General features: G+C 37.8%; 17 protein-coding genes and 20 tRNA genes. 29 read left to right on the forward strand and 8 right to left on the reverse strand.

Going from position 1 to position 17177, the window contains the following annotated elements:
• The first annotated feature begins 40 nt into the window (after positions 1–40).
• The 20 genes from MT489_RS18700 to MT489_RS18795 all read left to right on the forward strand — a co-directional run bounded on the left by MT489_RS18700 (position 41) and on the right by MT489_RS18795 (position 2021).
• Positions 41–116 (forward strand) — tRNA-Thr (locus MT489_RS18700).
• 18 nt (positions 117–134) lie between these two features.
• Positions 135–210 (forward strand) — tRNA-Lys (locus MT489_RS18705).
• Between the two features lie 66 nt (positions 211–276).
• A tRNA-Leu gene (locus tag MT489_RS18710) sits at positions 277–358 on the forward strand.
• A 35-nt stretch (positions 359–393) separates the two neighbouring features.
• Positions 394–468: transfer RNA gene (locus MT489_RS18715), tRNA-Gly, on the forward strand.
• Positions 469–474: 6 nt separating this feature from the next.
• A tRNA-Leu gene (locus MT489_RS18720) sits at positions 475–560 on the forward strand.
• Between the two features lie 72 nt (positions 561–632).
• Positions 633–709: transfer RNA gene (locus MT489_RS18725), tRNA-Arg, on the forward strand.
• Between the two features lie 19 nt (positions 710–728).
• Positions 729–805 (forward strand) — tRNA-Pro (locus tag MT489_RS18730).
• A 15-nt stretch (positions 806–820) separates the two neighbouring features.
• A tRNA-Ala gene (locus MT489_RS18735) sits at positions 821–896 on the forward strand.
• A gap of 22 nt (positions 897–918) precedes the next feature.
• Positions 919–995: transfer RNA gene (locus MT489_RS18740), tRNA-Met, on the forward strand.
• A gap of 8 nt (positions 996–1003) precedes the next feature.
• Positions 1004–1080, forward strand: a tRNA-Ile gene (locus MT489_RS18745).
• A gap of 15 nt (positions 1081–1095) precedes the next feature.
• Positions 1096–1188 (forward strand) — tRNA-Ser (locus tag MT489_RS18750).
• 16 nt (positions 1189–1204) lie between these two features.
• Positions 1205–1278 (forward strand) — tRNA-Met (locus MT489_RS18755).
• Between the two features lie 31 nt (positions 1279–1309).
• Positions 1310–1385: transfer RNA gene (locus MT489_RS18760), tRNA-Asp, on the forward strand.
• 15 nt (positions 1386–1400) lie between these two features.
• Positions 1401–1476: transfer RNA gene (locus tag MT489_RS18765), tRNA-Phe, on the forward strand.
• A 26-nt stretch (positions 1477–1502) separates the two neighbouring features.
• Positions 1503–1577: transfer RNA gene (locus MT489_RS18770), tRNA-His, on the forward strand.
• Between the two features lie 27 nt (positions 1578–1604).
• Positions 1605–1678, forward strand: a tRNA-Gly gene (locus MT489_RS18775).
• Positions 1679–1689: 11 nt separating this feature from the next.
• Positions 1690–1766, forward strand: a tRNA-Ile gene (locus MT489_RS18780).
• A gap of 1 nt (position 1767) precedes the next feature.
• A tRNA-Asn gene (locus MT489_RS18785) sits at positions 1768–1839 on the forward strand.
• 7 nt (positions 1840–1846) lie between these two features.
• A tRNA-Ser gene (locus tag MT489_RS18790) sits at positions 1847–1937 on the forward strand.
• A gap of 12 nt (positions 1938–1949) precedes the next feature.
• Positions 1950–2021: transfer RNA gene (locus tag MT489_RS18795), tRNA-Glu, on the forward strand.
• A gap of 65 nt (positions 2022–2086) precedes the next feature.
• Here the strand turns inward: MT489_RS18795 and MT489_RS18800 are convergent.
• Together MT489_RS18800 and MT489_RS18805 are read right to left on the reverse strand one after the other, a co-directional pair.
• On the reverse strand, positions 2087–2833 hold the full coding sequence (locus MT489_RS18800) for a TraR/DksA C4-type zinc finger protein (RefSeq protein WP_244683096.1): 747 nt from the start codon (positions 2831–2833) through the stop codon (positions 2087–2089).
• Positions 2834–3058: 225 nt separating this feature from the next.
• Positions 3059–3982 carry a 1,4-dihydroxy-2-naphthoate polyprenyltransferase gene (locus tag MT489_RS18805; protein ID WP_244683097.1) on the reverse strand — a complete coding sequence of 308 codons (924 nt, stop codon included), beginning with the start codon at positions 3980–3982 and terminating at the stop codon, positions 3059–3061.
• Positions 3983–4366: 384 nt separating this feature from the next.
• Here MT489_RS18805 and MT489_RS18810 point away from each other — a divergent pair, with 384 nt between their 5' ends.
• The 6 genes from MT489_RS18810 (at position 4367) to menC (ending at position 11803) form a co-directional block, all read left to right on the forward strand.
• Complete coding sequence (locus tag MT489_RS18810) at positions 4367–5764, forward strand: isochorismate synthase (protein ID WP_244683098.1); 1398 nt, start codon at positions 4367–4369, stop codon at positions 5762–5764.
• Positions 5761–7503 (forward strand): 2-succinyl-5-enolpyruvyl-6-hydroxy-3-cyclohexene-1-carboxylic-acid synthase, encoded by a 1743-nt coding sequence (gene menD / locus MT489_RS18815; protein ID WP_244683099.1) that lies wholly within the window; start codon positions 5761–5763, stop codon positions 7501–7503. Before MT489_RS18810 ends, menD begins: the two co-directional genes overlap by 4 nt.
• Positions 7500–8309 carry a 2-succinyl-6-hydroxy-2,4-cyclohexadiene-1-carboxylate synthase gene (gene menH, locus MT489_RS18820; protein ID WP_244683100.1) on the forward strand — a complete coding sequence of 270 codons (810 nt, stop codon included), beginning with the start codon at positions 7500–7502 and terminating at the stop codon, positions 8307–8309. The genes menD and menH overlap by 4 nt, the downstream gene beginning before the upstream one ends.
• 17 nt (positions 8310–8326) lie before the next feature.
• Positions 8327–9145, forward strand: coding sequence for a 1,4-dihydroxy-2-naphthoyl-CoA synthase (menB, locus tag MT489_RS18825; RefSeq protein ID WP_244683101.1), 819 nt, complete (start codon positions 8327–8329; stop codon positions 9143–9145).
• 69 nt (positions 9146–9214) lie between these two features.
• Positions 9215–10681 (forward strand): o-succinylbenzoate--CoA ligase, encoded by a 1467-nt coding sequence (locus tag MT489_RS18830; protein WP_244683102.1) that lies wholly within the window; start codon positions 9215–9217, stop codon positions 10679–10681.
• Entirely contained in the window at positions 10682–11803 is a 1122-nt protein-coding gene (gene menC, locus MT489_RS18835) for an o-succinylbenzoate synthase (protein ID WP_244683103.1), read from the forward strand. It begins immediately after the preceding gene.
• A 20-nt stretch (positions 11804–11823) separates the two neighbouring features.
• On the opposite strand, the gene MT489_RS18840 is transcribed toward menC, so the two are convergent.
• Positions 11824–11976: a DUF1540 domain-containing protein gene (locus MT489_RS18840; protein ID WP_244683104.1), complete on the reverse strand. Its 153-nt coding sequence runs from the start codon at positions 11974–11976 to the stop codon at positions 11824–11826.
• Positions 11977–12087: 111 nt separating this feature from the next.
• A complete protein-coding gene (gene yidD / locus MT489_RS18845; protein ID WP_370876392.1) occupies positions 12088–12312 on the reverse strand; it encodes a membrane protein insertion efficiency factor YidD in 225 nt (74 codons plus the stop codon).
• Between the two features lie 121 nt (positions 12313–12433).
• Between yidD and MT489_RS18850 the strand changes: the two genes are divergently transcribed.
• On the forward strand, positions 12434–12880 hold the full coding sequence (locus MT489_RS18850; protein ID WP_244683106.1) for a Dps family protein: 447 nt from the start codon (positions 12434–12436) through the stop codon (positions 12878–12880).
• A 40-nt stretch (positions 12881–12920) separates the two neighbouring features.
• Here MT489_RS18850 and MT489_RS18855 read toward each other — a convergent pair whose 3' ends face one another.
• Positions 12921–13166: a DUF6154 family protein gene (locus MT489_RS18855; RefSeq protein WP_244683107.1), complete on the reverse strand. Its 246-nt coding sequence runs from the start codon at positions 13164–13166 to the stop codon at positions 12921–12923.
• Positions 13167–13588: 422 nt separating this feature from the next.
• Here MT489_RS18855 and MT489_RS18860 point away from each other — a divergent pair, with 422 nt between their 5' ends.
• Both MT489_RS18860 and ytkD read left to right on the forward strand, forming a co-directional pair.
• Positions 13589–13867: a hydrolase gene (locus MT489_RS18860; protein ID WP_370876393.1), complete on the forward strand. Its 279-nt coding sequence runs from the start codon at positions 13589–13591 to the stop codon at positions 13865–13867.
• Between the two features lie 152 nt (positions 13868–14019).
• Complete coding sequence (ytkD, locus tag MT489_RS18865; protein WP_244683109.1) at positions 14020–14490, forward strand: RNA deprotection pyrophosphohydrolase; 471 nt, start codon at positions 14020–14022, stop codon at positions 14488–14490.
• Between the two features lie 26 nt (positions 14491–14516).
• Here the strand turns inward: ytkD and MT489_RS18870 are convergent, their stop codons facing one another.
• Genes MT489_RS18870 through MT489_RS18880 form a run of 3 tightly spaced genes read right to left on the reverse strand, consistent with a single transcriptional unit; the run spans position 14517 to position 17097 of the window.
• A complete protein-coding gene (locus tag MT489_RS18870) occupies positions 14517–15320 on the reverse strand; it encodes an ABC transporter permease (protein ID WP_370876394.1) in 804 nt (267 codons plus the stop codon).
• On the reverse strand, positions 15313–16086 hold the full coding sequence (locus MT489_RS18875) for an ABC transporter ATP-binding protein (protein ID WP_244683111.1): 774 nt from the start codon (positions 16084–16086) through the stop codon (positions 15313–15315). Before MT489_RS18875 ends, MT489_RS18870 begins: the two co-directional genes overlap by 8 nt.
• Before the next feature lie 15 nt (positions 16087–16101).
• On the reverse strand, positions 16102–17097 hold the full coding sequence (locus MT489_RS18880; RefSeq protein ID WP_244683112.1) for an ABC transporter substrate-binding protein: 996 nt from the start codon (positions 17095–17097) through the stop codon (positions 16102–16104).
• Positions 17098–17177: the final 80 nt, after the last annotated feature.

Raw genomic sequence — 17177 nt, forward strand, 5'->3', positions numbered from 1 at the left:
GAGGGTCGGCGGTTCGATCCCGTCATCCTCCACCATATATGCCGGCCTAGCTCAATTGGTAGAGCAACTGACTTGTAATCAGTAGGTTGGGGGTTCAAGTCCTCTGGCCGGCACCATTTAAGTAAAATATGTACGAGCCATTAGCTCAGTCGGTAGAGCATCTGACTTTTAATCAGAGGGTCGCAGGTTCGAATCCTGCATGGCTCACCAAAGTTTTTTGCCACAGGCAAAATAACTTATCTTATTTGCTCAAGCAAAAATAATAGTTATTCTTACGCGGGTGTGGTGGAACTGGCAGACACGCTAGACTTAGGATCTAGTGCCGCAAGGCGTGGGGGTTCGACTCCCTTCACCCGCATTAATAAATTATTTGGTAGAGTGATGCTAAACTCTGCGGAAGTAGTTCAGTGGTAGAACACCACCTTGCCAAGGTGGGGGTCGCGGGTTCGAATCCCGTCTTCCGCTCCAAATTAAGCCGGGGTGGCGGAACTGGCAGACGCACAGGACTTAAAATCCTGCGGTAGGTGACTACCGTACCGGTTCGATTCCGGTCCTCGGCATTTAGGTTTTTTGCAAAATAACCTACTGTCAAAGTAGTAGAAAACACTTTCGCAATCTTACATCCCATACATGCGCCCGTAGCTCAATTGGATAGAGCGTCTGACTACGGATCAGAAGGTTATGGGTTCGACTCCTTTCGGGCGCGCCAATAAAATAATGTTATTTATCGGGAAGTAGCTCAGCTTGGTAGAGCACTTGGTTTGGGACCAAGGGGTCGCAGGTTCGAATCCTGTCTTCCCGACCACTAAAAAATTTGTTTGGGGCCTTAGCTCAGCTGGGAGAGCGCCTGCCTTGCACGCAGGAGGTCAGCGGTTCGATCCCGCTAGGCTCCACCATTTTTATGCAAACAACCAATATGGCGGCGTAGCTCAGCTGGCTAGAGCGTACGGTTCATACCCGTGAGGTCGTGGGTTCGATCCCCTCCGCCGCTACCATATTTTTTGGACCTTTAGCTCAGCTGGTTAGAGCAGACGGCTCATAACCGTCCGGTCGTAGGTTCGAGTCCTACAAGGTCCACCATTTAATTTCATTTGTGGAGGAATACCCAAGTCTGGCTGAAGGGATCGGTCTTGAAAACCGACAGGCGGGTTAAACCGCGCGGGGGTTCGAATCCCTCTTCCTCCGCCACATATTATTTTATTATCGCGGGGTGGAGCAGTCCGGTAGCTCGTCGGGCTCATAACCCGAAGGTCGCAGGTTCAAATCCTGCCCCCGCAATTTTAAAAAAATGAATATTAAGTAGTTTTATGGTCCCGTGGTGTAGCGGTTAACATGCCTGCCTGTCACGCAGGAGATCGCGGGTTCGATTCCCGTCGGGACCGCCATTATTTTTTAAAGTTGGCTCAGTAGCTCAGTCGGTAGAGCAAAGGACTGAAAATCCTTGTGTCGGCGGTTCGATTCCGTCCTGAGCCACCATTTAAATCATACGATGCAAAAGAATGGCGGCTATGGCGAAATGGTCAACGCATCGGATTGTGGCTCCGACATCGTGGGTTCGATTCCCACTAGTCGCCCCAAAATATTTTGTGATATGATTGATTTACGCGGGTGTAGTTTAGTGGTAAAACCACAGCCTTCCAAGCTGTTGATGAGGGTTCGATTCCCTTCACCCGCTCCATATATTAATATGGGCCTGTAGCTCAGCTGGTTAGAGCACACGCCTGATAAGCGTGAGGTCGGTGGTTCGAGTCCACTCAGGCCCACCATTCCGCAGTAGCTCAGTGGTAGAGCTATCGGCTGTTAACCGATCGGTCGTAGGTTCGAATCCTACCTGCGGAGTTTGTGTGGGGAAGTACTCAAGAGGCTGAAGAGGTGCCCCTGCTAAGGGCATAGGTCGCGTAAGCGGCGCGAGGGTTCAAATCCCTCCTTCTCCGCCATACATATGTTAAGGCCCCTTGGTCAAGCGGTTAAGACACCGCCCTTTCACGGCGGTAACACGGGTTCGAATCCCGTAGGGGTCATCTATTAAACAAACCATCTGATATGAATCAGATGGTTTGTTTTTTATAGAAAATGTTATTGTATATTATTCTTCTTCATTATCTACATATCCATCCGTATATTTGTAGGGGATATCTCCAAACGGTGCTTCAATGCCTTCTTTATCCAATGTTTCTTCATATTCCATTTTCTCTTCTGACGTATACGTTTTTATGCCTTTTCCGTCTATATTTGTTCCAGTGAAGGTTTCGTATTCCTCGACAAATCCATCCTTCATATCTCCTTCGTATAAATCATTATAATCGTTATAGTCGCCTTCGAAATCGGAAGGTGTTTCGGAAGTACCATATTTTGCAACTTCTTGAAAACTGTCTTCATAATCTTTTACTGAACTTCTTTTATCACGATAAGCATAAGAATTATCTACAGCTGGCTTTAATAATTGTTCTTCTACAGGACGGTCTCCAGGTAACCTTTGTTCAGGAGTATGTTCTACACAAAAGGTTGTATTTGGAATTACTTCTAGTCTTTCGTATGGAATATCTTTGCCACAAACCTCACATTTTCCGTATGTTCCGGATTCTATTGCTTCAAGTGCTTGGTCCACTTTTACTAGTTCTGCTTCTGAATGAACTGCTAGAGCAAAATCTCTTTCTCGTTCGAAGAGCTCAGTTCCCATATCTGCGGGATGGTTATCATACATCGATAATTCTCGATCCCTTGCATTGGCGCTTCCAAAAACTTCTTCATCTTCATGTATATCTTGAGTCAGCTGTTTCTTTATCTCTAAAAGTTCGTTTTTTAAAGTTGCTAATTGTTGTTGATTTAGCATTTGCGATCCCATCCTTTATTTTCGATTCATTTGTAGTATGAACCTATTGTTTGTAAACAACCATTTCCTTATAGTTTCCTTTTATTACAAAATAATAAACATAAGTAATACGTTTAATACAGCAGGGCAATGTGCTAATTGCTAAATGATTGATTATAAACGATGCTTATTACAAATGAAGAACAGAATACACAAAAAAACACTTGCCATAAAGACAAGTGCTGATTAAGAAAAGTAGCTTATGAAAAGTCCGATTGCCATTAGAAAGCCAAATATAGTATTTGTTTGAGCTGTTGCTTTCATTGCGGGCATCATTTGAATAGGTTCTGTTTTTCCAATAAATCCTTTTACAGCTTTCAGAGCTTTTGGGATACTGATAAATGTAATTAATAACCAAAACGATGTTTCTGTAAAAAATATTAAAAAGATAATCCAGCTGTATGACACAATAAACATAGCTGCTAGAAGTACAATTGCATTTTTTCTTCCAATAATGATTGCTAGTGTTTTACGACCATTTTCCTGATCCCCATCTAAATCACGAATATTATTTGCTAGCATAATACTTCCAATTAATATAGACACTGGGATAGATACAAGTATACTGATTTTTGAAATATAGCCAGTCTGTATGAAATAAGAAATTTGAATGATGACTACACCCATGAAAAAGCCAGACATTAACTCTCCGAATGGAGTGTAGGCAATCGGTTTAGGTCCACCTGTATAAAAATATCCTACGGCCATGGAAATTAGTCCAATTACTGCAATCCACCAGCTGCTACTCATTGATATATAAATACCTAATATGAGCGATATTCCAAAAAGAAGAAAACCAAGGCGTAAAACAGTTTTGGGTTTTACACCGTTTCGTACAATCGCACCCCCAATACCGACCGAGGATTCGTTATCAAGCCCTCTAGCGTAATCAAAGTACTCATTAAACATATTTGTTGCTGTTTGTATGAGTAAGCTTGCGACAAGCATAGCAACGAATAAAGGAATATGAATGGGTACACTTTTTATTGCTAATGCTGTACCTAATAATACTGGAACAAATGCAGCAGTCAATGTATGTGGTCTACTTAACTGCCACCATATTCTCCAACCTGTATCTGCAGATATTAGAGATTCTTTCTGTATATTCATTATTTGTCTCTCCCTTTACATAATACAAATAAAACTAAAAACATAATAGGAATCTTATTCACCTATTAAAGTGTAGGAAATGAGTGGGCTTGTGTCAATCCATTTAATAAGGGAATTTGCGAGAAATCTTTTCCATAAGTATGATTGCTACATTTACCAATGATATTCATATATAATATAGTAGTGAAAAAGTTAAAATGCAGATTTTGTAATACTACATTTAGAACTATTATAAGCGTCAATTTATGCAAAATGATGGCTTTAGTATTAAATAGTGAAACCTAAAACAAGGTCTTCATTTACTTATAGTTATTTTATCACTTATTGTATTAAAAAACTTGGCCGTAGGATGCTTAAGTTTTTGGCTTTAGGAGAGAGATTACGTTGACAAAAATATTCTTACAGACGAGCTTCGAAAATGATTTATATAAGGAACAGAATCATAAGAAAAGCAAACTTTTTAGTTACACCCAGCCAATAGATTTTTATGATCCTGTTGAGTTTTTTACTTACCAATCCTCTACATTCCATGGAAAAAGGTTTTTTTGGAAAAGCTCGGATGAACAATTGTGGACTGTCGGATTAGGAATTGCAGCCACTATTTCAGTCGATGATGCGGAGGAAAGATTTCAAGATTCACATACGAAATGGAATCAACTCCTTAAGGATGCAAATATTGAAAATCCAGCAAGAGTTCCAGGGACAGGACCGTTACTATTTGGGGGCTTTTCTTTTGATCCTTATAGTGAAATTGAGGATGAATGGGAGGCTTTTGGGCATTCCATATTATACTTGCCATCGTATATGTTAACCGTTACGGAGAATCAAACTTACTTAACTATTAATGCATTTTCTAATAATACTGTGTCTGCTGAATCATTGCGTGAAGAAGCGAACAAGCTAGTACAGCAATTAAAGAACGATGAGAAATTGTTGAAAGAGAATCCAATAAAAATAAAAAATAGTATAGAGATTGCGCCAGACAAATGGATACGTTCAGTTGACGAAATCGTGAATATTTTAAAAACAACTGATACAAAAAAAGTTGTCTTTGCTCGAAAACTATTGCTCGAATTTGAAGAGAGTGCCCAACCATCTTATATAATAAAAAAGTTACTTGAACAGCAACCGGATAGTTTCGTCTTTGCTTTGGAAGTTGGGGATTATTGTTTCCTTGGTGCATCCCCAGAGAGGCTTATAAAAAAAATAGATCATGACGTATTATCTACTTGTTTAGCAGGGTCTATTGGGCGCGGGAAAGACATAATAGAAGATCAAAAGCTTGGTGAAATGCTTTTACATGATCATAAAAACTTATTTGAGCATGAGTTAGTCGTTTCTATGATCGAAGATGCTTTAAGGCCTTATTGCACTGACATCAACATTCCTGCTGAACCAGTATTGATGAAAATGCCAGACATTCAGCATTTGTATACTCCAGTAAGAGGAAAAGCAAATGAGGATTTTTCAATATTGAACGTTGTTGAAAACTTACATCCAACTCCCGCTCTAGGAGGAGTTCCAACAAAAGCAGCACTTAGTATTATTCGTGAAAAAGAACATATGGATAGAGGGTTTTATGCTGGTCCCATTGGATGGACTGATTATAAAGGGAATGGAGAATTTGCTGTAGGCATCCGTTCAGGCCTTATAAATAGGGATAAAGCATATTTATATGCAGGATGTGGCTTAGTATCTGATTCTGTTTCGGAGGAAGAATTGAAAGAGACAAGAATAAAGTTTCAACCAATGCTAAAGGCAACCGGAGGAGAAATTCTATGAATCATCAAGAAGCGCTCACAAAATATCTTGCTGCATTTATTACTGGTCTTGTCCAAGCGGGTATTAAGGATGTGGTTATTAGCCCAGGCTCACGCTCGACTCCATTGGCATTAATGTTTTCAGAACATCGTGACGTAAACGTGTATATGAATGTAGATGAACGCTCAGCTGCGTTTTTCGCTTTGGGTCTTGCAAAAGCATCGGGGGATCCAGTTGGTTTACTTTGTACTTCGGGAACGGCAACGGCGAATTATTATCCTGCTATTATAGAGGCAAGTCTATCCGGTGTTCCTCTGATTGTGATGACAGCTGATCGTCCTCACGAGCTACGTGATGTTGGTGCTCCACAAGCGATTGATCAGCTTCATTTATATGGAAGCCATGTTAAATGGTTTGCTGAGATGGCTTTGCCTGAATCAGGTGTTGAACAGCTTAGATATGCTAAAACGACTGCGATTAGAGCAGTGAAAGAAGCAATGGTTCAAAGCAAAGGACCTGTTCATTTGAATTTTCCTTTTAGGGAGCCGCTACTACCAACACTTGATCCTTATCCATTTGAAGATGAAGCATCAATTTCAATTGAAGAAGGAATCCTTTTTCTGCCGTATGAAAAATTAAAGAAATACGCTGAACAATTGCAAGGAATTGAAAGAGGTTTAATCATTTGCGGTCAGATAGAAGAACCTGGCTTTAATGAAGCTGTCACTACATTAGCTAAAAAGCTTAAGTTTCCGATTTTAGCTGATCCACTATCCCAACTTAGAAGTAGTTCTATATTAGAGACGACAGTTATTGATAGTTATGATGCTATCTTAAGAGTCAAAAATGCAGTTGCTACCCTCAAACCGGAATTGATTATTCGTTTTGGAGGAACAACTGTATCCAAGTCTCTTTCACTTTACATGAAAAGCTTAAATGATATTGAGCAAATTGTTGTGGATAGTGGGTCACACTGGAGAGACCCTAATTATGTTGGAACAACGATGATACATTGCGACGAAAAAGCATTTTGTAATGAACTTGCTACATTGATTCAGGAGAAAACTTCATCTTCATGGCTTTCAAAATGGTTGAAAATGGATGAAGTGGCAAAAAGTACGATCAGAAAGCATATGCAATTAGTGGAAGAGCTTGAAGAAGGAAAAGCAGTCTTTGAACTAGTTAATCTTCTTCCTGTCGATAGTACCGTTTTTGTTGGAAATAGTATGCCGATTAGGGATATAGATACTTTTTTCCATAAAAATAATAAAAATATTTCGGTTATGGCTAACCGAGGTGCTAATGGGATTGATGGTGTGGTATCTACCGCTTTAGGTGCAGCCGTCTATAAACGACCTCTTTTTTTAGTGATTGGTGATCTTTCTTTTTTCCATGATCTGAATGGCTTACTGATGGCAAAATTGCATAAATTGAACATTACCATCATCTTGCTTAATAATGATGGTGGGGGAATCTTCTCCTATCTGCCACAATTTGGCGAGCCGAAGCATTTTGAGGTTTTATTTGGGACCCCTACTGGTTTAAATTATGAACATGCAGTTCAAATGTACCACGGTCAATATACAAAAATATTTGACTGGGAAGGCTTAAAAATGGCTATTTTAGATTCAGTTAGTTATGAAGGTTTAAACGTTATAGAGATTCCGACAGACCGTGAAAGAAATTTGTCCTCTCATCGTGAAATGTGGGAAAAGGTTTCCCAGGAAATATATTTAATACTTCAGGATGTTGAAAAATGATTGTAACCGTGGATGGAATAGATTATTATTACGAGGTTTCTGGAAATGGAGAACCGCTTTTTCTTTTCCATGGGTTTACGGGTGATTGTTCAACTTGGAATTCAATAAAACAATATTTAAATGACTCCTTTCAAGTTATTTCAATAGATATTATTGGCCACGGAAAAACTTCTTCACCGGTAGATGTAAGCAAATATACAATGGAAAAGGTCTCTTTTCAAATAAAAACTATTATGAACCATCTTTCGATAAGTAAAGCACATTTCCTCGGTTATTCGATGGGAGGAAGGCTTGCTCTAAGTTTTGCATTTCTCTATCCTGAGTCCGTGAATAGTCTCATTCTTGAAAGTGCCTCGCCAGGATTAAGAACGGATGAAGAGCGTAGATTACGTGTACAAGCTGATGAACGGCTTAGTCAAATGATTTTACAAAATGGTATCGAAGACTTTGTTAATTACTGGGAAAATATTTCGTTGTTTGAAACACAGAAAAGATTGGATAAATCAGTCCTAGCGCAAATAAGAAAACAAAGACTTTCAAATAGTTCGATTGGATTGGTAAATAGTTTACGAGGAATGGGAACAGGAGCTCAATCTTCTTGGTGGGATGCACTTACTACATTGGAGATACCTGTGTTATTACTATGTGGTGAGCAGGATCAGAAATTTTGCGGTATATCGAAAGAAATGCAAAGTCTAATACCCAACACAGATCTTATCGAAGTAAATGGGGTAGGACATGCAATTCATGTGGAGGATCCTGAAAAGTTTGGTACAATAGTGAAGGAGTTTTTGTGCAAAATTTAATAAAGGAGGAAAAATAGATGGCATTTAATTGGACACAGGAAAGAGAATATGAAGACATTTTATATGAAACTTATAATGGGATAGCGAAAATATCCATAAATCGCCCAGAGGTACATAATGCATTTAGACCGAAAACGGTTATGGAATTAATCGATGCTTTTGCATATGCACGTGATGACGAAAAAGTCGGCGTTATTGTTTTAACAGGGACAGGTGGAAAAGCATTCTGTTCTGGTGGGGATCAAAAAGTGCGCGGTCATGGAGGGTATGTTGGCGAGGATAATATCCCTCGTTTAAACGTTCTTGACTTACAAAGGCTAATAAGAGTTATTCCAAAACCAGTTGTTGCTATGGTTGCAGGTTACGCAATTGGAGGGGGGCATGTTCTTCATGTCGTCTGTGATTTAACGATTGCTGCAGATAACGCTATTTTTGGACAAACAGGACCGAAAGTAGGAAGCTTCGATGCTGGATATGGTTCCGGCTATTTGGCTCGTATTGTTGGCCATAAAAAAGCGAAAGAAATTTGGTTCTTGTGCCGTCAATATAATGCACAGGAAGCACTTGATATGGGGCTAGTTAATACGGTAGTTCCGTTAGAACAATTGGAAGAAGAAACCGTTAAATGGTGTGAAGAAATGCTTGAAAAGAGCCCAACTGCATTGCGCTTCTTAAAGGCCGCATTTAATGCTGATACAGACGGTTTAGCAGGACTTCAACAATTGGCTGGAGATGCTACGCTTCTTTACTATACAACAGATGAAGCAAAAGAAGGTCGCGATGCATTTAAAGAAAAGCGCAAACCGGACTTCGGGCAATTCCCAAGATTCCCTTAATATTTTTCCCAAGCCTGATGGAATTTACCATTCAGGCTCTTATTTAGTTTTTAGGAGGAACTTCACGCCATGGGAGAATTGATTCCAAATTGGTTATTGCAAAGATCCTATTTGACACCGAACCGGACAGCTCTTGTTTTTAATGGTCAAACGTGGACTTTTCAGGAATTGAAGGATACTGTTCATAATCTTGCAATGAAGGTGGCTGGATATTCTGTGACCCAGCATTCAAGGGTCGCTATTCTGGTGAAAAATCGTCCTTCAACTGTGTTTCTTATCCATGCATTACAAATGATTGGAGCAGAAATTGTTTTTCTTAATAGTCGCCTTACAGCATCTGAGTTAAGCTATCAGATTAAAGATAGTGAAACAACAGTTTTATTTTATGATCATGATTTTGATTCAAGTGTGAAAGACCTTGAAAAATTATGCTCTCAACTTAAAACGTGTTCTATTGAAAATCTTACAATGTCTGAAAAATATTCAGTCAATATACGAAATGAGTTTAATTTAGATGAAATATGCTCAATTATGTATACATCTGGAACAACCGGAAAACCAAAAGGTGTTCTACAAACATATGGAAACCATTGGTGGAGTTCTACAGGTTCATCATTGAATCTGGGATTACAAGCAAATGATGCATGGCTTTGTACAGTTCCAATTTTTCATATAAGCGGTCTTTCTATATTGATGAGAAGTGTAATATACGGAATACCCGTTTTCTTAATGGAAGAATTTAATGAAAAACAGGCTAATTCCTTGTTGCAAAGCGGAAAAATAACGATTATGTCAGTCGTTACAGTTATCTTGAATAGAATGCTAACCGTTTTAAAAGATGAGACGTATCATGAAAACTTCCGTTGCATGTTGATTGGAGGAGGTCCGGCACCACTACCACTTTTAGAAAAATGTGCCTTGAAGAAGATTCCTGTTTTTCAAACGTATGGGATGACGGAAACTTCATCGCAAATCGTTACTTTATCACCGGAGGATAGTTTCGTTAAGCTTGGTTCTGCTGGAAAGCCACTATTTCCAGCTCAAATAAAAATCGTAAGAACGGATGGAACAGAAGCTAATGCCCGTGAAACGGGAGAAATATCCTTAAAAGGTCCAAATATTACACCGGGATATTTAAATCGTAAACAATCATTTCATGACGGTTGGTTTTTAACTGGGGATCTTGGTTATTTAGATGAAGATGGATTCTTATATGTTCAAGATCGTCGCTCTGATTTAATCATTTCTGGTGGGGAAAATGTGTATCCTGCTGAAATCGAAGCTGTGCTTATGGCACATGATGCCGTCGATGAAGCAGGGGTGACAGGAATAAGTGATTCAACATGGGGACAAGTAGCGTATGCATTTATCGTTGGGCAGAATGTTTCAGAGGAGGAACTACTCCAATTTTGCCAGGCACGGTTAGCATCTTATAAAATTCCAAAACGGATTATACAAGTAAAGGAATTACCTCGAAACGCCTCGAATAAATTAGTACGTGATAAATTACGGCTTTTGATTGAAGGAAGAGAATAAATGCTACATATTAATCGTGTTAACTTATCAGTTATTGAAATGCCATTAAAACTGCCATTTTTTACCCATCTGGGTACTGTGAAAAAAAGACAATCAATTATTATCGAAGTGATGGATCGCGACGGTGTTTCCGGATTAGGAGAAGCTGTTGCATTTTCCTCCCCTTGGTACACAGAGGAAACAACTCAAACTGTGTTGCATATGATGAAGGATTTTTTAATTCCAAAACTTTTTACCGAGAAAATAAATCATCCAGCAGGAATCTCCAGCATATTTGATTCAATACGAAGAAACGAAATGGCTAAGTCAGGAATAGAGACTGCTATTTGGGATTTATACGCTAAAAAGCAAGGTATCCCTCTTTCAATTTTACTTGGTGGTAGTCGTAGTGAAATTCGAACGGGTGCTGTTGTAGCAACACAAAATGAAGAAGAGGCTTTAAAACAAATTGAGTATTTTCAAGAACAAGGTTACCAAAGAATCAAAGTGAAAATTAGTCCTGCGAATGATATAGATTTCTTAAGAGCTATTAGAAAGGAATATCCCCATATTCCACTTATGGCTGATGCAAATTCTGCATATACACTTAATGATGTAGGGCGATTGAAAGTATTAGATGAATTCCAGTTATTAATGATTGAACAACCCCTTTCTGTAACTGATATGGTGGATCATGCTACTTTGCAAAGACAAATTGCTACTCCTATATGTTTAGATGAGAGTATAACAAGTTATCATGATGCGTATAGTGCTATTCAGCTTGAAAGCTGTAAAATCATTAATATTAAAATGGGGCGTGTTGGCGGCTTGGAAAATGCCAGGCGTATTCACGATTTATGTGTAAAACACCAGATTCAAATTTGGTGTGGAGGAATGATTGAATTTGGAGTTTCTCGCGCACATAATATTGCTCTTGCTACATTAGAAGGATTTACGATACCTGGTGATATAGTATCCTCGAATCATTATTGGGAAGAAGATATCATTGAGCCTTTTGTTGAGGTGAAAAATGGTGTAATTTCAGTACCTGCTGAAGTTGGAATCGGATTTTCGATTAATCGAAAAAGATTAAAGGAAGTCACGATATACAATGAAGAATTTGTTAAAGGGAAGGGAGTTTAATATACTCGCCTTCCCTTTTATTATTTTTGTTTAAACGTTTGACAATCTGTTTCTTGCTCTGTTTCTGCTTTTTTTCCAGTGTTGCTGACCACATAGATTTGATTTGCAGAACAAAGATTCCCCTTAGCCCAGAAATGACAATTTTCTACTTCACATAAAACATCCTTAGCCATCTGTATCACTCCTTTTCAGAATAAGATACAACAATAGTTTGGGTTAAGTGATGAATGTTATGAGAGGAAATGTATCATTAAATAGCAAAACTTTTCCACTTCTGACAATCGTTATTTCTTTTTTTCAGGAACCGGATCGATTCCCCCTGGATGGAAAGGATGGCATTTTAATATTCTTTTTATTGTCAAAAAGCCCCCACGTAACGCACCAAAACGTTGAATTGCTTCGATTCCATAATGCGAGCATGTTGGATAGAATCGGCAAGTCGGCGGCTTTAAAGGTGATATGACCTTTTGATAAAATCGTATAAAAATGATTAATAATTTTTTCAATATGATCGCTTCTTTCAGGAAGGATATAGTTCATTTTAGCATATTTACATAAAGGTAAGGGGAAAATACTTTTGTTTGCAATTGGGACAGGTAGGGTAAATTCTTTAAAGAAGGAGTGATGAATATGTCAGATACTGATCAATTAGTTCAAATAGTTAATAAGCAAGTAGCGAATTGGACAGTTCTTTATATGAAGCTACATAATTTCCATTGGTATGTAAAAGGTCAAAATTTCTTTGCCCTTCATGAAAAGTTCGAGGAATTGTATAATGAAGCGGACTCTCATATTGATGAACTTGCCGAAAGAATTCTTGCTCTAGAGGGTAATCCAATTGCAACTTTAAAAGATGCTCTAGAGATTGCAAGTATAGGTGAAGCGGAAGGTAATGAAGATGCAAATCAAATGATTCATTCCCTAATCGATGATTTTTCGATCCTATTAACTGAATTAAAAGAGGGGATTAAAGTTGCAAACAATATGGGTGATGATTCGACAGGAGACATGCTAATCACAATTCATCAAGGCTTAGAAAAACATAATTGGATGTTAAAAGCATATTTGGGAAAATAAGAAAACTTGGCAAATAGCCAAGTTTTTTATTACTTATGTATCAATGTAAGTGTCTAGAGTTATTGTAATGTGTTCCATCTAGCTGGGCAAATTTCCCTTTAAGTGTTTCCAATAAGTATAAACGAATAAAGTATTGGAGTTCATGCTGGTCCATATCTTTTACGATATCTAATAATTCATTGCGATTGTAATGTTCTAGAACCGCAAATGTAATCATGTCTAAATCTTCTTCATCGTCTGTAATTTTATTACGATACATGGCGAATAATTCGTCCACCAATTTCATGTAAGTCACCTCTTTTATCAAAGATTATCATGCCATAACTGTGTGTTTCTAGCAACCCATATTTTTATATACCCGCATTATTATTAATACAATCAAAAAAATGGAGAATTCCTATTAAGAATAAATTGGGTCTGTGTGCGGCAAAATATGCATAGCAAATTAAGTAAAGGCTGTTATCTAAATGTTTATTGTTTTTGTAAAATCTCAAAATCCGGCTTTATACTTAATTTTTATCCTTAATGTCGTATAAAGTTACTAAAACTTTTTGCAGTTGAATTATTTTCTTTAGAGAACCGAAAATTTTCTTATTGTTAAAACTTTAATTAGCAATAATGTTTGAAAAAAGAGCTTTAGTAAATGAGGAGGGACAATACTTGGAAAACAAAAAAACTTATTATATATCTGTTGGTGCAGGTGAGATTATGTCGGTCCCCAATGCCTCTCCATGGGAATTTAAAATTCAAGCAACAGATGATGAAATAACACGCTTAAGAATGTACTTTGATAATAACCAAGAGAATAGTATGTATGACTTCTTAAGAGCGCATGTTCCTTATGTTGAATATCATAATGATTCCACAAATGATATCCATGATGAGAATTTAATAAAAGTGTATGAAATGGTTCATCAACTTGGAGATGAAGAAGCAAGAAATCATATTAAAAGTATGGGAATCTTAAATGATTTTACAAGTGAATAATTAAAGCGGAAATGCCTTTTTAAAAAGTAGAGAACTTCATAATAATCATCTTAGGATTAACAGCTTATAAAGGTGCAACTATTAGAAAAAAAATATACTCCTCTTTTCTCTTAAGAAACGGTATCGTATAGTGAGAATGAGGAGTGATTTTTTTGTTGCAATTTTTTGATGCAAATGGAAATAAAGTCATATTTTCGTTTGAAAAAGATTCTTTTCCGATAAAGACGCGTCATGTATTAGTAGTATCACGCTATAAAGAGAATTGGCTTCTTACGGAACACCCTATTCGGGGTTTGGAATTTCCAGGTGGTAAATTAGAAGCAGGGGAAACGGTGGAAGAAGCAGCTATAAGAGAAGTTTATGAAGAAACTGGCGGAGTTGTGGATACATTGGAATTCATAGGTGAGTACTACGTTGAAGATTTACGAAATGGTCCTTTTGTAAAAGCGGTTTTTTACACAGATATTTTTACTTTGGATAATAAAGAACATTTTATGGAAACAAATGGACCCGTTTTAAAAGAAGGAGAACTTATCAATGAATTAATGAATCCAGAGTTTAGTTTTATTATGAAGGACAAGGTTGTTTCCATTGCTATTAGAAAAATAAAAGAGAAATATTGAGACTGCCTCGTTTGAGACAGCCACCATCATTCTCCTACATCTTTAATTAATTTTTTTTCAAGCCACTCGACAACTTTATACATGATCGTGGCAAAAATAGCTATGAGTAGAAGGGAAAGCATTACAAGTGTGAAATTAAATACTTGGAAACCATAAATAATCATATATCCAAGCCCTTTTTTTGAAACAAGGAACTCTCCGACGATAACTCCTACCCACGATAAGCCCACATTTACTTTTAGAGTAGAAATAATCGTTGGAAAAGAAGCGGGTAAAATAGCTTCTTGAAAGAGTTGTCTTCTTGAGGCACCAAATGTTCTTAATACCTTAAGATAATTATCATCTACTTCACGAAATGAAGTATAGACAACAATCGTTGTGATGATAACTGAAATAATGGCACCCATTGCGATGATGGAAGTGAATCCTGGACCGAGTCCTACGATTAAAATGGGTCCAAGTGCGACTTTCGGCATTGCATTTAAAATGACAAGGTAGGGGTCGAGTACTTTTGATAAAAATGGAGACCACCATAAAATGGCTGCAAGAATCGTACCAAGCACTGTTCCGATTAAAAATCCTAACAATGTTTCAAAAACGGTGGCACCAAGATGTGTAAATAAAGTTGAATCGGCCGTCTTTTCGAATAAGAGACTTGCCACCTTCGAAGGGTAACTGAAAATGAGAGGATCTACCCAGTGGAGTCTACTTGCCATTTCCCATAAGGAAAAAAAGCCAATGAAGATTAAGAACTGGTAAAATAACACCCATTTTTTATCCGTGGCGAGTTTTTGTTTATATTTCGAATGAAGGAGATTCGGATCAGTTATTTTGTTCAAGACTCTCCAGCTCCTTCCAAATCGTATGAAATATTTCGTTATAAGTTTCTTTACTGCGAACTTCAAATGGAGTGACGTCTCGAATTTCCTTAGGAACATCAAATATTTTATAAATTCGGCCAGGCTTTGCTGAAAAAAGTAGGATTCGATCACTCATAGAAATGGCTTCACCAATATCGTGAGTTACGAGGACTGCCGTTTTTTTATACACTTTTAACGTCTCAAATACTAAATCTTCAAGCTTTAATTTTGTCTGGTAGTCTAAGGCTGAGAAAGGTTCATCTAATAACAAAAGCTTGGGATTTACAGCCATTGTCCTAGCTAGAGCAGCACGTTGCCTCATTCCTCCTGAAAGCTGTCTGGGAAATTGCTTCTCAACACCTTCCAACCCAATTTGCTTTAAAAATAGAAGTGCTTTTTTTTTCGTTTCTTCCGTCAGTCGCCCTTTTAGTTTTAACCCTAAAAAAATATTTTCTTCAATTGTTTTCCATGGAAATAAATAATCTTGTTGGAGCATATAGCCGATTAAATTAGAATTAGCATCCGGAGATTCGTGATCAATCGTTACACTGCCGCTAGTTGGAGGAAATAGACCGGCCAAAATTGATAACATTGTCGTCTTCCCACAGCCGCTCGGTCCAAGAAGTGATATAAACTCACCTTCATCAATTGAGAAGGAAATGTCCTCCAAAGCTTTTGTAGCAGTGGAGGGAGTAAAATAAAAGTGGGCGACATTTTTAACTTCTAGAAAACTCATCGTTAAAGCCCTCCTTTATTTTTTCATTACTTTATCTACTATCTGTGTATTTACAAGCTTTTCGTAATCAACTTTTTCAGGAAGCTCACCAGCTTCTTCCATAATTGCTTGTAAATTGTCCCAACTTTCTTTTGATATTTTCATTTCTTTTGCAAAAGATCCCTGGTTCTTGTAGCGGTCTACTACAACTTCTAGTGTTTCAAGATCAGAATCCTCGAAAAATGGCTGTACTACTTTAGCAATATCTTTCGAGCTATTTTCATCGACCCATTGTTGAGCTTTATAGAGAGCACGAACAAACTTTTCTACGATCTCTTCATTTTTCTTGATATAGCTTTCTTTAGCCATAAAGGATGTGTAAGGAACCTCGCCTGACTCTTCACCAAAAGAAGCAACGATATGACCTTTTCCTTCTTTTTCGAAAATAGAAGCAGTTGGTTCAAAAAGCTGAACAAAGTCGCCCGTGCCGGAGCCGAAGGCACTTGCAATATTCGCAAATTCAATATTCTGGATTAGCTCCAAATCAGCATGCGGATCGATGTTATGTTTTTTTAAGACGAATTCTCCGACCATTTGTGGCATTCCGCCTTTACGCTGTCCTAAAAATGTAGATCCTTTCAGCATATCCCAATTAAAATTATCAATTTTTTCACGTGATACTAAGAAAGTTCCATCTGTTCGAGTTAATCCAGCGAAATTAATGACTGGATCAGACGCCCCTTGCGCATATACATAAATGGAAGTTTCTGACCCAACAAGTGCAATATCAGCCCCGTCTGCGAGCAAGGCTGTCATTGTTTTATCTCCGCCCCAAGCTGTAGTTAGTTCAACATCAAGACCTTCCTCTTTAAAAAATCCTTTTTCAATAGCAACATATTGTGGCGTGTAAAATATAGATCTAGTTACTTCTGCAACTCTTACTTTACTTTCTTTCTGTGAGCAGGCTGTCATAGCAATAAGCATAAATGTGGATATAATAACTGCAATTCCTGTTTTAAACCATGTCTTCATCTTGCAATCCTCCTTGAAATAATCTGGGCTAACATATAGTATGAATTGGGCGAAAATGTGTGATAGCCTATAATAAAAGA

The sequence above is a fragment of the Lederbergia wuyishanensis genome, assembly GCF_022900255.1.
Classification (GTDB): domain Bacteria; phylum Bacillota; class Bacilli; order Bacillales; family Bacillaceae_C; genus Lederbergia; species Lederbergia wuyishanensis.

Excerpts from the sequence above, each read along its gene's own strand:
- MT489_RS18800 (WP_244683096.1), bottom strand. The coding sequence starts at position 2,833 with ATGCTAAATCAACAACAATTAGCAACTTTAAAAAACGAACTTTTAGAG.
- MT489_RS18805 (WP_244683097.1), bottom strand. The coding sequence starts at position 3,982 with ATGAATATACAGAAAGAATCTCTAATATCTGCAGATACAGGTTGGAGA.
- menD (WP_244683099.1), top strand. The coding sequence starts at position 5,761 with ATGAATCATCAAGAAGCGCTCACAAAATATCTTGCTGCATTTATTACT.
- menH (WP_244683100.1), top strand. The coding sequence starts at position 7,500 with ATGATTGTAACCGTGGATGGAATAGATTATTATTACGAGGTTTCTGGA.
- menB (WP_244683101.1), top strand. The coding sequence starts at position 8,327 with ATGGCATTTAATTGGACACAGGAAAGAGAATATGAAGACATTTTATAT.
- MT489_RS18830 (WP_244683102.1), top strand. The coding sequence starts at position 9,215 with ATGGGAGAATTGATTCCAAATTGGTTATTGCAAAGATCCTATTTGACA.
- menC (WP_244683103.1), top strand. The coding sequence starts at position 10,682 with ATGCTACATATTAATCGTGTTAACTTATCAGTTATTGAAATGCCATTA.
- MT489_RS18840 (WP_244683104.1), bottom strand. The coding sequence starts at position 11,976 with ATGGCTAAGGATGTTTTATGTGAAGTAGAAAATTGTCATTTCTGGGCT.
- MT489_RS18850 (WP_244683106.1), top strand. The coding sequence starts at position 12,434 with ATGTCAGATACTGATCAATTAGTTCAAATAGTTAATAAGCAAGTAGCG.
- MT489_RS18855 (WP_244683107.1), bottom strand. The coding sequence starts at position 13,166 with ATGAAATTGGTGGACGAATTATTCGCCATGTATCGTAATAAAATTACA.
- MT489_RS18860 (WP_370876393.1), top strand. The coding sequence starts at position 13,589 with ATGTCGGTCCCCAATGCCTCTCCATGGGAATTTAAAATTCAAGCAACA.
- MT489_RS18875 (WP_244683111.1), bottom strand. The coding sequence starts at position 16,086 with ATGAGTTTTCTAGAAGTTAAAAATGTCGCCCACTTTTATTTTACTCCC.
- MT489_RS18880 (WP_244683112.1), bottom strand. The coding sequence starts at position 17,097 with ATGAAGACATGGTTTAAAACAGGAATTGCAGTTATTATATCCACATTT.